This is a genomic window from Streptomyces spiroverticillatus (assembly GCA_014650415.1).
Lineage (GTDB): Bacteria > Actinomycetota > Actinomycetes > Streptomycetales > Streptomycetaceae > Streptomyces > Streptomyces spiroverticillatus.
This window is the reverse complement of record BMUX01000004.1, coordinates 170,457-185,033: the sequence shown is the minus strand read 5'-3', so window position 1 is coordinate 185,033 and position 14,577 is coordinate 170,457. Positions and strand designations below refer to the sequence as shown.

Annotated in this window: 12 protein-coding genes; 2 read left to right on the top strand and 10 right to left on the bottom strand. The window is 72.7% G+C overall.

Annotated features, from left to right (window positions below):
* Positions 1-3 precede the first annotated feature (3 nt).
* From kynU to IE269_RS12330, 9 genes are read right to left on the bottom strand one after another with little or no spacing between them, the layout of a single operon-like run.
* Complete coding sequence (kynU, locus tag IE269_RS12370; RefSeq protein ID WP_189822922.1) at positions 4-1,263, bottom strand: kynureninase; 1,260 nt, start codon at positions 1,261-1,263, stop codon at positions 4-6.
* Positions 1,263-2,279, bottom strand: coding sequence for a 4-hydroxy-2-oxovalerate aldolase (gene dmpG, locus IE269_RS12365; protein WP_189822921.1), 1,017 nt, complete (start codon positions 2,277-2,279; stop codon positions 1,263-1,265). The genes kynU and dmpG overlap by 1 nt, the downstream gene beginning before the upstream one ends.
* A complete protein-coding gene (locus tag IE269_RS12360) occupies positions 2,276-3,208 on the bottom strand; it encodes an acetaldehyde dehydrogenase (acetylating) (protein ID WP_189822920.1) in 933 nt (310 codons plus the stop codon). The genes dmpG and IE269_RS12360 overlap by 4 nt, the downstream gene beginning before the upstream one ends.
* Positions 3,205-4,254: an amidohydrolase family protein gene (locus IE269_RS12355; protein WP_189822919.1), complete on the bottom strand. Its 1,050-nt coding sequence runs from the start codon at positions 4,252-4,254 to the stop codon at positions 3,205-3,207. The genes IE269_RS12360 and IE269_RS12355 overlap by 4 nt, the downstream gene beginning before the upstream one ends.
* A complete protein-coding gene (locus IE269_RS12350; RefSeq protein WP_229897593.1) occupies positions 4,251-4,850 on the bottom strand; it encodes a 3-hydroxyanthranilate 3,4-dioxygenase in 600 nt (199 codons plus the stop codon). The genes IE269_RS12355 and IE269_RS12350 overlap by 4 nt, the downstream gene beginning before the upstream one ends.
* The gene (locus tag IE269_RS12345; protein ID WP_189822918.1) at positions 4,847-5,275 is read right to left on the bottom strand and encodes a RidA family protein; all 429 of its coding nucleotides are present in this window, start codon (positions 5,273-5,275) and stop codon (positions 4,847-4,849) included. Before IE269_RS12345 ends, IE269_RS12350 begins: the two co-directional genes overlap by 4 nt.
* Positions 5,272-6,042: a 2-keto-4-pentenoate hydratase gene (locus IE269_RS12340; RefSeq protein ID WP_189822917.1), complete on the bottom strand. Its 771-nt coding sequence runs from the start codon at positions 6,040-6,042 to the stop codon at positions 5,272-5,274. Before IE269_RS12340 ends, IE269_RS12345 begins: the two co-directional genes overlap by 4 nt.
* Positions 6,039-6,857 (bottom strand): 2-keto-4-pentenoate hydratase, encoded by an 819-nt coding sequence (locus IE269_RS12335; protein ID WP_189822916.1) that lies wholly within the window; start codon positions 6,855-6,857, stop codon positions 6,039-6,041. Before IE269_RS12335 ends, IE269_RS12340 begins: the two co-directional genes overlap by 4 nt.
* Complete coding sequence (locus tag IE269_RS12330; RefSeq protein ID WP_268253593.1) at positions 6,854-8,296, bottom strand: 2-hydroxymuconic semialdehyde dehydrogenase; 1,443 nt, start codon at positions 8,294-8,296, stop codon at positions 6,854-6,856. The genes IE269_RS12335 and IE269_RS12330 overlap by 4 nt, the downstream gene beginning before the upstream one ends.
* A gap of 141 nt (positions 8,297-8,437) precedes the next feature.
* On the opposite strand from IE269_RS12330, the gene IE269_RS12325 reads away from it, so the two are divergent.
* Complete coding sequence (locus IE269_RS12325) at positions 8,438-9,403, top strand: LysR substrate-binding domain-containing protein (RefSeq protein WP_229897591.1); 966 nt, start codon at positions 8,438-8,440, stop codon at positions 9,401-9,403.
* A gap of 172 nt (positions 9,404-9,575) precedes the next feature.
* On the opposite strand, the gene IE269_RS12320 is transcribed toward IE269_RS12325, so the two are convergent.
* Positions 9,576-10,571, bottom strand: a complete 996-nt coding sequence (locus IE269_RS12320) for a helix-turn-helix domain-containing protein (RefSeq protein ID WP_189822915.1) — start codon at positions 10,569-10,571, stop codon at positions 9,576-9,578.
* Positions 10,572-10,726: 155 nt separating this feature from the next.
* Between IE269_RS12320 and IE269_RS12315 the strand changes: the two genes are divergently transcribed.
* On the top strand, positions 10,727-14,515 hold the full coding sequence (locus tag IE269_RS12315; RefSeq protein WP_189822914.1) for a S8 family peptidase: 3,789 nt from the start codon (positions 10,727-10,729) through the stop codon (positions 14,513-14,515).
* Positions 14,516-14,577 lie beyond the last annotated feature (62 nt).

Below are 14,577 nucleotides of genomic sequence, written 5' to 3'. Positions count from 1 at the left end.
GGATCAGGTCACCGTGGAGCGCTTCTGGAAGCGCGGCTCCCGGTGTTCCCCGGTGCTGACGATCTCGTGCAACTGCCGTACGCAGTCCAGGACGTCGCCGTACGAGACGTAGAGCGCGTTCACTCCGAACCGCAGCAGGTCCGGCGCCCGCATGTCACCGATGACGCCGCGCGCCACCAGGGCCGCGACCAGCGGATACGCCTCCGGGTGGCGGAGTGCGACCTGGCTGCCCCGGCGTTCGGGCTCGCGCGGGGTCGCCGCCGTGAACCCGAAGCCGTCGAGGAGGACGTCCGCGCACTCCTGGAAGAACCCGGTGAGCGCGAGGCTCTTCTCGTGCACCGCTGCCATCTCCACCCCGTCGTACGCGGTCAGCGCCGCCTCCAGGGCGAGCAGCGACAGCAGCGGCGGCGTGCTGATCCGGGCCCGGGCGATGCCCGGCGCCGGGGTGTAGGTGCCGTGCATGCCGAACGGGTCGGCGTGCCCGTGCCAGCCCGTGAGCGGCTGGTCGAACGACGACTGGTGGCGCTCGGCGACGTACAGGAAGGCAGGCGCCCCCGGCCCTCCCGACAGGTACTTGTAACCGCACCCGACCGCGAAGTCCGCCTCGATGGCGTCCAGTTGGACCGGCAGCGCGCCCGCCGCGTGGCACAGGTCCCACAGCATCAGCGCACCCGCCTCGTGGGTGGCGGAGGTCAGCGCCGCCATGTCGTACGCCTCGCCCGTCCGGTAGTCGACCGGCGCGTACGCGGCCACCGCCACGTCGAAGCCCTCGGCGGCCAGCACCGAGCGGGCCTCGCGGGCGGGCACCCGGCGCACCTCGACGCCCAGCAGGCGGGCCACCGAGTCGGCGATGTACTGGTCGGTGGGGAAGTGGTCCGGGTCGGTGAGCAGCAGACTCCGCCCGGGCCGCAGCCGTACCGCCGCGACCAGCGCGTTGTAGAGCTGCACGCTCGTCGAGTCCCCGGCGACGGTCTGCCCGGGGGCCGCCCCGATCAGTGCGCCGACCGCGTCGCCGACCCGCAGCGGCGCGTTCCACCAGTCGTTGTCGTTCCACGACCGGATCAGATCGGTGCCCCACTGGCGGTGCACCGCGTCGGTGAGCGCCTCCGGCACGGCGGCCGGGAGCGCGCCGAGAGAGTTCCCGTCGAGGTAGACGACGCCTTCGGGGAGCAGGAACCGCTCCCGCACGTGCGCGAGGGGGTCGGCCGCGTCCAGGGCCTCGGCCCGTGCCGCGAACTCCTTCAACTGCTGCACAGAATCCATTAGTCGGTCTCCCTTGAGGCCACGAGGTCGAGCGCGATGTCCGTCAGGAGGTCCTCCTGCCCGCCGACCATCCGGCGCGCCCCCGCCTCCACGAGCAGCGAACGGGTGTCGAGGCCGTACCGGGCGGCCGTGGTCTCCGCGTGCCGCAGGAAGCTGGAGTACACCCCGGCGTACCCGAGCGTCAGCGTCTCCCGGTCGACCCGCACCGGCCGGTCCTGCGTCGGCCGCACCAGGTCCTCCGCCGCGTCCATCAGCGGGAACAGCTCGCAGCCGTGCTCCCACCCCATCAGGTCCGCGACGGCGATGAACGGCTCCAGCGGTGCGTTCCCCGCCCCCGCGCCCTGCCCGGCCAGCGAGGCGTCGACGCGGTACGCGCCCGCCTCGACGGCGACGACGCTGTTGGCGACACCGAGCGCCAGGTTGTGGTGGGCGTGGATGCCGATCTGCGTGGCCGGGTCGAGCACGTCACGGTAGGCGCGCACCCGCTCCCTTACGCCGTCCATCGTCAGCCGGCCGCCCGAGTCCGTGACGTACACGCACCCGGCCCCGTACGACTCCATCAGCTTCGCCTGCCGGGCCAGCTCGGCGGGCTCGGCCATGTGCGACATCATCAGGAAGCCGGAGACGTCCATCCCCAACTCCTTTGCCAGCGCGATGTGTTGCGCGGCGACGTCGGCCTCGGTGCAGTGCGTGGCGATACGGATGGAACTCACGCCGAGCGAGTGCGCGCGGCGCAGGTCGTCCGCCGTCCCGATGCCCGGCAGCAGCAGCGTCGTCAGCTTCGCCCGGGTGAGGACGGAGGCTGCGGCCTCCAGCCACTCCCAGTCGGTGTGCGCCCCGGGCCCGTACGTCACCGACGCACCCGAGAGCCCGTCGCCGTGTGCGACCTCGACGGCGTCCACCCCGGCCGCGTCCAGCGCGGCGGCGATGGTGCGGACCTGGTCGACGGTGTACCGGTGGGAGACGGCGTGCATGCCGTCCCGCAGGGTGACGTCCTGGACGTACACGCGTGTCATGACGGGCTCCCTGTCGTGCTGGCCAGGCGCTCGGCGGTGCGGAGCGCGGCGGACGTCATGATGTCGAGGTTCCCGGCGTACGCGGGCAGGTAGTGGGCGGCGCCCTCCACCTCCAGGAACACGGAGACCAGCACCCCGCCGGCGCTCAGCCCTGCCAGCCTGGCGAGCGGGTCGCCCGCCGCCAGCTTCCGGAACTGCGGCTCCTGCTTCAGCCGGTACCCGGGCACGTACGCGGCGACCTCCGCCGCCTTCGCCCGCACCGACTCCGCCACCGCGTCCGTGTCGCAGTCACCGGTCACGCAGTGCACGGTGTCGCGCATCATCAGCGGCGGCTCCGCCGGGTTCAGCACGATGATCGCCTTGCCGCGCGCGGCCCCGCCGACCTGCTCCAGAGCGCGTGCGGTCGTCTCGGTGAACTCGTCGATGTTGGCCCGGGTGCCGGGCCCCGCCGAGCGGGAGGCGATCGAGGCCACGATCTCCGCGTACGCCACCGGGGTCACCGCCGACACGGCCGCGACGACCGGCACGGTGGCCTGCCCGCCGCACGTCACCATGTTCAGGTTCGTCGCGCCCAGGTGGGCGTCGAGGTTCACCGACGGCACGACGTACGGGCCGATGGCCGCCGGGGTCAGGTCGATGAGCCGCTTCCCGTACGGGGCGAGCGCGGCGGCGTTGCGGTGGTGCGCCCCTGCGGAGGTCGCGTCGAAGACGACGTCGATTTCGCCGAAGCCGTCCAGCCCGATCAGGCCGTCGACGCCGTCCGCGCTGGTCGCGACGCCCAGCCGGGCGGCGCGGGCGAGCCCGTCGGACTCGGGGTCGATGCCGATCATCGCGGCGGCGGTCACGATCCCCGACCCCCGGATCATCTTGATGAGGAGGTCGGTGCCGATGTTGCCGGAGCCGATCACGGCTGCCTTGAGCGTGCTCACCGTACGGCCTCCTGCCCCACGCGATGATGTACGAGATCGAAGAAGCGCACCGCGTTGCCGCCCAGCACGGCGGCCTTCTCCGCGTCGCTCAGCGTGCTCTCGCGCACCAGCCGGCCGATCTCCGCCTCGCCCAGCGGGAACGGGTGGTCGGAACCGAGCAGGACCCGCTCGGCGCCCATCACCTGCACCAGGTGCTCCAGCGCCCTCTGGTCGAAGACCGCCGAGTCCACGCTGAACCGGTCGGTGTACGTCGACGGCGGCTGCGGGCTGTCCGCCCGCACCAGGTCCCGGCGCTGCCAGGCGTTGTCCGCCCGGCCCAGGAGGTACGGGAAGCTGCCGCCGCCGTGCGCGAACAACAGCCGCAAGGAGGAGGGGAGTTGCTCGAAGGTGCCCGAGAGCATCATCGACAGGATGGTGAGGTGGGTCTCGGCGGCCATGCCGACCAGCCACTGGAGCATGTACCGCTCCACGCGCGGCCCGCCCGGCATGTCCCAGGGGTGCACGAGGACGGCGGCGTTCTCGTGCGCGCAGTGGGTGAGGAACTCCACCACCGCGCCGTCGTCCAGGTCGCGTTCGCCGATGTGGTTGCCGATGTGCACGCCGTGGAAGCCCTGCGCCATCGCCTCGGTGACCAGCGCGCAGGCCACCTCGGTGTCCTGGAGCGGCACCTGGCAGAGCGCGGGCAGCCGGTCCCGGTCGTACGAACTGAACTCCAGCAGACGGGAGTTGACCATGCGGCACCAGTCGGCCGCCCGGCTCGCGTCCGCGTCGTACCCGAACAGCAGCGGTGTGCTCGACAGCACCTGGACGTCGACGCCGAGCCGGTCCAGGTCGGCGATGCGGGCGACCGGGTCCCACAGGGTGCGCCGGACGGGCCGGTACTCCTGCGAGCCGCGCATCATCATGCCCTGGCCCGCGCCGTCGGTGCCGTCGGACCGCAGCCAGGGGCCTTCGGAGTCCTGGAGCAGGCGGGACTCGGCGCGGGAGATCTGCGGGAAGACGTGGGCGTGGACGTCCACGACGGGCCCGCCGTGCGCGGTGGTCATGCGCGCTCTTCAGCGTCGGGCACGACCGTTGTGGGGCGGAGGGCGTCCGGCCAGTCCTTGCCGGGGTGCACGGCGGCGCAGTGCGGGCAGGTGCGGGCGCCGTCGTCGCCGTAGAAGGCGTTGAAGACGGGCGGCAGGTCGTCCACGATCGACTTCACCTGCACCGTGCTGCGGTGGACGAGGCGGTGGCAGTTCATGCAGTACCACTCGAAGGCGTCCAACGCCCCTTCCGGGCGGGAGAACTCGACGACGAGGCCGATCGAGCCCTCCTCGGGCCGCTGCGGCGAGTGCCGCAGGTGCGCGGGGGCCAGGAAGACGTCGCCCTCGCGGATGTGGATGTCGCGCGGCGGCGCACCCTCCTCCTCCATCACGCGGAGCACCATGTTGCCCTTGAGCTGGTAGAAGAACTCCTCGATCGGGTCGTCGTGGAAGTCGGTGCGCCGGTTGGGGCCGCCGACGACGGTCACCATCAGGTCGGTGTCCTGCCACACCTGGACGTTGCCGACCGGCGGCTTCAGCAGGTGCTGGTGCTCGTCTATCCAGGTGAGGAAGTTGAACGGCGCGGACGGGGACTTCCTCATCGGGCTGCTGCTCATGCGGGGAACTCCTCGGAGAGTGAGGTGCGGGGCAGATGGGCCACGGCGCTGATCTCGATCAGCAGCTGCGGGTGCGGGAGTTGGTGGACGGCGACGGTGGTGCGGGCCGGTCCGGACTCGTCGAAGTAGTCGGCGTAGACCTCGTTGTAGCCGCCGAAGTCGTTCATGCTCACGAGGTAGGTGGTGACGGAGACGAGGTCGGCGAGACTGCCTCCGGCGGCCTTGAGCAGCCGCCCGATGTTGTCGAGCACCGCCCGCGTCTGCTCGCGGATGTCCAGGTCGGTCACGCCCATGGGGTCGACCGAGGCCCCGGCGAAGGTGCCGTCGGGCCGCCGGGAACTCGTACCGGACACGAAGACCAGGTCACCGGCGCGACGCAGGTGCGGGAAGCGGCCGCGGGGGGCGGGTGCGCCGTCGACGATCACTGCTGGGACTCCTTGGGTACGGTGCTGAAGCCGACCGTGCCGAGCCCGGACACCGTCGCCCGGACGTGCACGCCGTGCGGCAGCGGGGCGGCGGCGGTGGCCGCGCCGGCCAGGATCACCGTTCCGGCGTCGAGGACACCGCGCGGGGCCAGCCGGGCGGCGGCCGCCAGGGCGCGCAGCGGATGGCCGAGGATGGCGGCGGTCGAACCGGCCTCCACCAGACGGCCGTCGATCTCCAGCAGAACGCCCCGGTCGGCGAGTTCGACGGGCTTGCGCCACGGTCCGAGGACGTAACCGGCGGCGGAGGTGTTGTCCGCGATCACCTCGGGCAGCGAGAACGTGAACCCGTCGTACCGCGAGTCGATGACCTCCAGCGCCGGGGCGACCGCCGCGACCGCTGTCAGCGGGGCGACGGTGTCGGGCCCCAGCGGTCCGCCGAGCAGGAACGCCACCTCGGGCTCGACACGCGGGTGGATCAGGGTGCCCGCGTCGAAGGTGCCGCCGTCGGCGATCCGCATCCGGTCGGTGATCCGGCCGTGGATGAGGTCGTGCACGCCCATCTGGCGCATCTTCGCGGTGCTGGTGAAACCGAGCTTGAACCCGGACAGGCGCGCACCGCGCTCCAACTGGCGCGCGACCAGGGCCTCTTGGACCGCATAGGCGTCTTCTGTGCCCGTGAGGCCGCTGCTGCCGCTCGCGAGGGTGGTGCGGGTGAGCGCGGCCTCGTCCAGTGCCGCCGCGAATTCCCCCAGCTGCGTGTCGCTCATGCGCCCTCTCCCTCCGGGTTCGCCGCGAACGCGGCCCGTACCGTTCCCAGACCCTCGATCCGGGCCTCCACCACATCGCCCGGCACCACGGGGACGACCGGGCCGAGCGCCCCGGTCAGCACCGTGTCCCCGGCCCGCAGCGGACGCCCGAGACCGGCCAGGGTGTCGGCCAGCCAGAGCGCGGCGTTCAGCGGATTGCCCAGGCAGGCGGCCCCCGCCCCGACCGACACGGGCTCGCCGCGCCGCTCCAGGACCGCCCCTGCGGTGCGCAGATCCAGGGCGTCCAGGGCGACGGGGCGGGTGCCGAGGACGTACACGCCGCTGGACGCGTTGTCGGCGACGGTGTCGACCAGGCTGATGTCCCAGTCGCGGATGCGGCTGCCGACGACCTCGATCGCGGGCAGCGCGAACGCGGTCGCCCGCAGGAGGTCCGCGACGGTGTTCCGCTCGTGCGGCAGGTCCGCGCCGAGCACGAGCGCGACCTCCGCCTCGGCACGCGGCTGGAGCACCGCGCCGACGGGGATCTCCGCGCCGTCGGGAATCGCGGTGTCGTCGAAGAGCGCCCCGAAGTCCGGCGAATCCACACCGAGTTGACGCTGTACGGCGGCGGAGGTGAGGCCCACCTTCCAGCCGGTGATACGACGCCCGGCGGCGAGCCGCCGCTCGGTGGTGAGGTTCTGCACGGCGTAGGCGGCGGCGACGTCACCGGCGGGGAGGAGGTCCCGTACCGGAGCGACGGCGACACCCGTGCGGCGGGCCTCGTCGAGCCGGTCGGCGGCCTCGACGGTCGCCTTGGCCAGATCCCGGTCGGTCATATCTTCACGCACACATTCATCGGTTCGGAGAAGAAGTCGAGGGAGTGGTGGCCGCCCTCGCGGCCGATCCCGGAGGCCTTGACCCCGCCGAAGGGGGTGCGCAGGTCCCGCAGGTTCCAGGTGTTGACCCAGGCGATCCCGACGTCCAGGCGGGGCGCGACCCGGTGGGCGCGGCTCAGGTCGCCGGTCCAGACGGTGGCGGCCAGCCCGTACGGCCCGGCGTTTGCCAGGGCGAGGGCCTCCTCCTCGGTGTCGAAGGGGGCCAGGTGGACGACGGGCCCGAAGATCTCCTCCCGCACCGCCGGATGGTCCTCCGGCAGCCCGGTCAGCACGGTCGGCCGCACCCAGAACCCGCCGTCCCGGTCGTCCCCGAAGGCGGGGGCGTCACCACCGGCGAGCACGGTGCCGTCGGCGGCGGCCTGCGCCAGGTACCCCGTCACCTTGTCCCGGTGCTCGGCCGACACCATCGGCCCGTACGTCACGGACTCGGCGCCCTTGGCGAGGGCGGCGGCGAACTCCTCGAAGACGGGCCGCTCGACGTACACGCGCTCGGTGCACAGGCAGACCTGGCCGCTGTTGGTGAAGGCGGATCGGAGCGTCCCCGCGACGGCCTTCTCCAGGTCGGCGTCCGCGAAGACCAGCCCCGCGTTCTTGCCGCCCAACTCGAAGGAGACCGGGGTGAGGTGATCGGCCGCGGCCCGCATGATCGCACTCCCCGTCCGGGACTCGCCCGTGAACGCGATGGCGTCCACCCCGGGATGTGCGGTCAGCCAGGCCCCGGCGGCGTCCGCGCCGTGCCCGTGCACGAGGTTGAACACCCCGGCGGGCAGCCCCGCCGCATCGATCACCTCGGCAAGCAACTCGGCGGTGGACGGCGTGAGTTCGGAGGGCTTGGCGACGACCGTGTTCCCCATCGCCAGGGCCGGGGCGACCTTCCAGGTCAGCAGCAGCAGCGGCAGGTTCCACGGCGCGACGACCGCCACCACCCCGAGCGGCTTGTGCACGGTGTAGTTGAGCGCGCCGCGCCCGTCCGGGGTCTCCGTGTGCCAGGACTGCTCGCTCCGGGACGCCGAAAGGTCCGCGTACGCACGGAAGTTGGCGATGCCGCGCGGAATGTCCACCGAGGCCGCCAGCTCGCGCGGCTTGCCGGTGTCGGAGCATTCCGCCGCGACGAACTCCTCGAAGCGGGCCTCGATGCCGTCCGCGATCCGGTGCAGGGCGCGGGAGCGGTCGGCGGGGGAGTACGCGCCCCACGGCCCGGCGAGGGCCTCGCGGGCGGCCCGTACGGCGGCGTCGACGGTCGCCGCGTCCGCCTCCGGGACCAGCCCGACCGTACGTCCGTCCACCGGGTCCACCAGGGGGAAGGACTCTCCCTCGGAGTGGAAGCGTCCGGCCGTGTAGTGCCGCACCCTCCGCAACTGTCCTGCGGGCGAACTCACCTTCGCGACCTCCGTGTTCTCGCGTTCCCGGGTTTCCCGGCAAACCTGCCTCTGGTGTCCGGTTCCTTGCGTGTGCATCATGAGCCAGGTCACATATGCCGAGCCAATGCCGGAACGGGCAACTGCCATACCGAAATCGACATGACACCAGGTGAGAGGACGAGTGGCAGACGGATGGACCTGCTCGACGGCCGGCTGAAATTCCGGCATCTGACACTTCTCGCCGCGATAGCCGAGCACGGGACGATGGTCAGGGCGGCCGAATTCCTCCACCTCACGCAGCCCGCCGCCACCCGCACCCTGCGCGAGCTGGAGAAGCTCGCGGACGTCGAACTCTTCCACCGCGAACCGCGCGGAATGCGGCCGACGGTGTACGGGGAGGCGCTGGTCGGACACGCGAGGGCGGTGATCGCGGAGGTGCGGAGGGCGGGGGACCACCTGACGGGGCTGCGGGAGGGCCAGGCGGGAACGGTGACGGTCGGCACGCTGCTGGCCGGCGCCAACCTCCTCCTCCCGCGAGCGGTGGCCCGCCTGAAGGCGGAACGCCCGCACCTGACCGTCGTCGTCCGCGAGGGCACCTTCGACGTGCTGCACCCAGCACTCCTGACCGGCGACCTGGACGTCATCGTCGGCCGGGTCGGCCCCACCCCCGAGCCGGGCCGTCTGCGCCAACGCGCCCTCTACCGCGAACCGATCCGCCTCGCGGTCCGGACCGGCCACCCGCTGCTGCGCGGCCCGGCCGGTACCCTCGCCGACACGGTCGGCCACCCCTGGATCCTGCCCCTCGAACAGACCGCCCTCCGCCAGGAGCTGGCGGCCGTCTTCGAGACCCAGGGCCTCGAACTCCCCCCGAACCGGGTCGAATGCACCTCGATCCTCACGATGCGCACCCTCCTCGTCTCCACCGACATGGTCGCCGCCCTCCCCGAACTCGTCCTCCGCGACGACGACCGCCTGGTCGCCCTCCCGGTCGAACTCCCCTCGGTGGGCCGCACGGTGGGCACGACGGAGGCGGCCGCCCGCATCCGCACCCCGGGCCTGGTGGCGCTGCTGGCCGCCCTGGACGTGGAGGCGGGCGCCCTGCGGGCTGCGCTGGCGGCCAGGTAGGCCGTGCCCCTTCAGGGGCGCGGGGCTGTTTCGATTTGCGGCTCCGCCGCGTGGGCGCGAGCAACCCCCCACCCAGCCGCGCGGCAAGCGCTTTAGGTGAAGGGGCGGGGCTGGGGACCTCTTGGCCCAGCGGGCCGGTGCTTCACACACCCGGCACCGGGAGGGCCCCCGCCTACCTCCCCACCCAGCCCCTCTCGTACGCATGCCACCCCAGCTGCAACCGCGTCGTCACCCCCGCCACCTCCATCAACCCCTTCACCCTCCGCTGCACCGTCCGCAACCCCACCTCCATCTGCTTCGCCACACTCGCATCCGTCATCCCCGCCAGCAGCAGCGACAGAATCTGCAGGTCCGTCCCGTCCGGCCCGGGGGCCGAGACCTCCACCCCGGCCCCCGCGCCCATCCCCAGCCGCACCGGCCGCGCATCCCGCCACACCGCCTCGAACAGGCCCATCAGCGACTCCAGCAGCCCACTCGCATGCACCACCAGCGCCGCCGGCTCCGCGTCCCGACCCGTCAGCGGCACCATCGCCAGCGACCGGTCCGCGACGACCAGCTTCGTCGGGACCCGGTCCACCACCCGCACCTGCTCGTCCCGCGCCAGCGCCGCCGTCAGCTCCACCACGCCCCGGGGCAGCGTGAGCACCTCCCGCTCGATGACCACCCGGTACGTCACCCCACGCGCCGTCGCCCGCTCCTCCGCCGCGTTCTCATGACCGGTCACCGCCACCGGCCGCCCCGTGACCAGCGCACACACCTCCTCGACCGCCCCCAACTGCAACTGCGCGAACCGGTGCGTCACCGCACTCGCCCCCGTCACGACCTCCACCAGATCGTGCACCGCGGGCTCGGCCGCCTCCGCCCGGTACTCCTCCGCCAGCAGCACCGCCGCCAGCTCCGCCTGCTCCAGCTCGTGCCGCTGCTGCGTGAGGAGTGCGCCCAGCGCGACCCCGGGCGGTGCCGCGACCCACCGACTCGTACGGGAGGAGCCGGAGGACGACGCCTGTGCGGCGAGGCCCTGCCGCTCCAGATGCCGCAGCGCCCGCTCCGTCGCCGCCTCGCCGACACCCAGCCGGTGGGCCAGGTCGCCGACCTCGGCCGCACCCACCGCGACCAGCGTCCGGTAGGTCGCCTCCTGCGCCTCGTCCAGACCTATCGCACCCAACACCTCAGCAGTCCCCCTCACCACGTACGACGCACTGTTGGCGGGAATGAGCCACGGCACAAACCCGCCTCACCACATCATCCCTGCACCACCTGCCCCTCTGCCAACCTGTCGCCACCGGCCATCACCCCCGGGGCCGGACCGACTTGGGGAGCACTATGCGTCCGATATCGCGCACGGCCCTGGGCGCGGCGACCGCCGCCGTCCTCGCCGTCACCGCGGTCGCCCCGTCCGTGGCCGCCCCCGCGCCCACGGACCCGGCGTCCGGAAAGAGACCGATCACCGGCAGTGCGAAGGCGGGCGAGGGGCAGAGCAAGTCCGTCGTCGTCACCCTCGTCACCGGCGACAAGATCCTCGTACGTCAAGGGAGTTCGGGCACCGACGCGGCGACCGCCCTGCCGCGCCCGGACGGCACCGTCCCGCTCGTCCAGACCCGTACGACGGGCCCGGACAAGGACCTGTACGTCTTCCCCGAGTCCGCCGCCAGGGCCCTGGCCGCCGGCCGCGTCGACCGGGAGCTGTTCAACGTCTCCGGGCTGATCCGGCAGGGTTACGACGACGCGCACGCCAAGGCGCTCCCCCTGATCGCCGTTTATGACAAGTCCGTAAACGTTGCCCGCACGCTCCCCGCGACCCCGCGCGCCGCCACTCGCGGCCCGGTCCTGGCGGCCGTCGGCGGCGTCGCCCTCAAGGCCGACAAGGCGAAGGCCGCGGACTTCTGGGCGGATGTCACCAACACCCGCTCCCGGGCCGCCTCCGACCTGGCCAAGCTGTGGCTCGACCGCAAGGTCGAGGCGACCCTCGACAAGTCGACGAAGCAGGTCAACGCCCCCGCGGCCTGGGCCGCCGGGTTCGACGGCAAGGGCACCAAGGTCGCCGTCCTCGACACCGGCGCCGACGCCGAGCACCCCGACCTGAAGGGCCGGATCGCCGCCGCCCAGAACTTCACCGACTCGCCCGACACCGGCGACGTCCAGGGCCACGGCACCCACACCAGCTCCACCGTCGGCGGCTCCGGCACGGCGAGCGGCGGCAAGAAGAAGGGCGTCGCCCCCGGCACCCAGCTCCTCAACGGCAAGGTCCTCAACGACGGCGGCTCCGGCGCCGAATCCTGGATCATCGCGGGCATGCAGTGGGCCGTCGACCAGAAGGCCGACGTCGTCTCCATGAGCCTCGGCAGCCCCCAGCCCACCGACTGCACCGACCCGCTGAGCATCGCCGCCGAAGAACTGGCGAAGAGCAAGCAGACACTGTTCGTGGTTGCCGCGGGCAACCTCGGCCCGCGCCGCAACTCCGTCTCCTCGCCCGGCTGCGCCCCCGGCGTCCTCACCGTCGGCGCCGTCGACCGCGACGACTCCACCGCGCCGTTCTCCAGCCGCGGCCCCACCGTCGTCGGCCACACCCTGAAGCCCGAGATCGCCGCCCCCGGCGTCGCCATCTCCGCCGCCGCCGCGGGCGGGCGGGGCGTGTACGCGTACCAGTCCATGTCCGGTACGTCGATGGCCACCCCGCACGTCGCGGGCGCCGCCGCGATCCTCAAGCAGGCCCACCCGGACTGGAGCGCCCAGCAGATCAAGGCGGCGATCGTCTCCTCGGCCGAGGTCGGCAAGGGCGACGCCCGCGAGACCGGCGGCGGCCGGCTCGACGTGAAGGCGGCCCTGGCCCCGGGGGTCACCGGCGCACCCGCCCTCCAGGGCGGCACCTTCAACTGGCCCCAGCACAGCAGCGACCGCACCACCGTCGACGTGCCGTACACCAACGTCACCGACAAGCCGGTCGTCCTCGACCTCGCCGTCCAGGCGCCGACCGGCAACGACGGCACCCGCATCACCTCCAGGGTCGCCCGCCTCGGCAAGGACCGGATCACCGTCCCCGCGAAGTCCACCGTCACGGTGCCGCTGACGCTCGACCCCTCCGCCCGACTGGAACGCGGCCAGTACGGCGACGTCGTGGGCCGCGTCCTGGCCACCGCGCGCGGCGGCGTCCGCGTCTCCACCCCGTTCTCCCTGCACGTCCAGCCCGAGACGGTCACCCTGCGCGTCAAGGTGATCGACCGCGGCGGCAAGCCCGCCACCGGGCCGAGCACCCTCGACGTCATCGGCACCGACGACGAGAGCGGCGAGATCCGCTACAACGACGGCCAGGCGGAACAGCGTTACGAGATCCGTCCCGGCTCCTACTTCCTCTCCTCCTACGTCGCGACCCCCGACGCCTCCGACGCCACCGGCAAGGGCGTCGGCTCGCTGAGCTACCTCGCGCACCCGCAGCTGGAGATCAAGAAGGACACCACCGTCGTCCTCGACGCCCGCAAGGCCCACCAGCTGAAGGTCACGACCGACCGGCCCGGCGAGCGGCGCGGCACCACCCTCGCCTTCGACCGCTCCTGGAAGGACACCTGGCGGCACTCCGGCACGCTGAGCGCCGGCCGAGGCGTTCCCGCCTACTACGCCGACATCCAGGGCCGCGCGAAGAAGGGCGACTTCGAGTTCGGCAGCTACTGGCGGCTGTACGCCCCGCTGCTGACCGGTCTCAAGGTCAAGGGCGGCCCGGACCTGCACGCCGTCACCGGCGGCGTCGGCTCCGTCAACCTCGACGGCCGCGGCAGCGCCGCACTCGCCGACGCGGGCAAGGGCACTCCCGAGGAGCTGAAGGCGGCGAACGTCAAGGGCCGTATCGCCCTCGTCGAAGTACCCGACGACAGCGGCTTCCTGAGCGGCATCGCCGAGGACGCCGCAGCCGAAGGGGCCGTCGCCGTCCTGGCGCACCGCCCGTCGGCCGGCACCTGGTACCCCGGCGTCGCCCTCGGCGGCGGCTCCGCCGTCCCCGTCCTCGCCGTCCCGGCGGCCGAGGGCAAGGACCTCAAGGCCCGGCTCGGCAAGGGCGCCGTCGCCCTCGACTGGCAGGCCACCGCCCGCAGCCCGTACGTCTACAACCTCGCCTTCCAGGAGGAGGGCCCGCTCAACTCCGCCCGGAACTACCGCACGTCGGACCGCAAGCTGGCCGCCGTGCAGAACACCGTCGGATCCATGGGCGTCGCGAGCGACTACATCGACTCCGTCGACGCGCTCCGCCCGAACGGCACCCGCGTCTTCACCTCCTCCATGGCCGACCCGGTGCCCGCCCCCGGCACCCGCACCGAGCTCTACAGCGCGGACGGCTCCGGCTGGGGCCGCACGGTGATGAGCAGCTTCCCGTTCGGCGAACTCATGGTCTCCCCGCACCGGGTGCTGCGCTCCGGCCAGAAGCTCACCGAGTCCTGGTACGGCGGAGTCGTCGCCCCCACCGCACCCCGCGACGACGCGGGCAAGGAGGTGCTGGTGGCCGAACGCCAGGGCAGGCTCATCGGCTTCGCCGACGCCATGTGGGGCGACCGCGAACACTGGGCGATCCAGGGCGGGTTCGGCGACATCGGCAACCTGCGCCTCACCCGCAACGGCGAGGTCGTCGGCGAGAGCGGCTGGCCGAGCGGTGTCTTCGAGGTCCCGGCCGAGAAGGCGACGTACGAACTCACCCAGCAGGGAATGAAGTTCGGGATGCCCGCCGGGGTGTGGAAGCGTTCGACGGCCGTCGAGACCACCTGGAAGTTCACCTCCCAGCTCGACGAGAGCGCCTACTCGGTGCCGCTGCCGATCCTCTTCCCGCGCTACGACATCCCCGAGGACGCCCTGAAGACGCTCCCCGCCGCGAACGGCCAGAAGATCACCCTCACCGCCTCCGGCCACGCGGGCTACACCCCGGGCGCGCTCACCGCTGCCGCGCTGTCCTACTCGTACGACGAGGGCAAGACCTGGACCAAGGCCAAGACGAGCCGCTCCGGCGGGAGTTGGGCGGCCTTGGTCGACCACGCCGGAGCCACCGGCAAGCAGGTCACCCTCAAGACCGAACTGACGGACGCCCGCGGCAACTCCGTCACCCAGCTCGTGACCCGCGCCTACGACGTGCGCTAGCGCTCCGGGCCACGAACGGTCCGCCGGGCATCCTTCCCGTGGGGGGTGGGGTTGCCCGGCGG

Coding starts and splice junctions, on each gene's coding strand:
- kynU (WP_189822922.1), bottom strand. CDS start 1,263: ATGGATTCTGTGCAGCAGTTGAAGGAGTTCGCGGCACGGGCCGAGGCC.
- dmpG (WP_189822921.1), bottom strand. CDS start 2,279: ATGACACGCGTGTACGTCCAGGACGTCACCCTGCGGGACGGCATGCAC.
- IE269_RS12355 (WP_189822919.1), bottom strand. CDS start 4,254: ATGACCACCGCGCACGGCGGGCCCGTCGTGGACGTCCACGCCCACGTC.
- IE269_RS12350 (WP_229897593.1), bottom strand. CDS start 4,850: ATGAGCAGCAGCCCGATGAGGAAGTCCCCGTCCGCGCCGTTCAACTTC.
- IE269_RS12340 (WP_189822917.1), bottom strand. CDS start 6,042: ATGAGCGACACGCAGCTGGGGGAATTCGCGGCGGCACTGGACGAGGCC.
- IE269_RS12335 (WP_189822916.1), bottom strand. CDS start 6,857: ATGACCGACCGGGATCTGGCCAAGGCGACCGTCGAGGCCGCCGACCGG.
- IE269_RS12325 (WP_229897591.1), top strand. CDS start 8,438: ATGACACCAGGTGAGAGGACGAGTGGCAGACGGATGGACCTGCTCGAC.
- IE269_RS12315 (WP_189822914.1), top strand. CDS start 10,727: ATGCGTCCGATATCGCGCACGGCCCTGGGCGCGGCGACCGCCGCCGTC.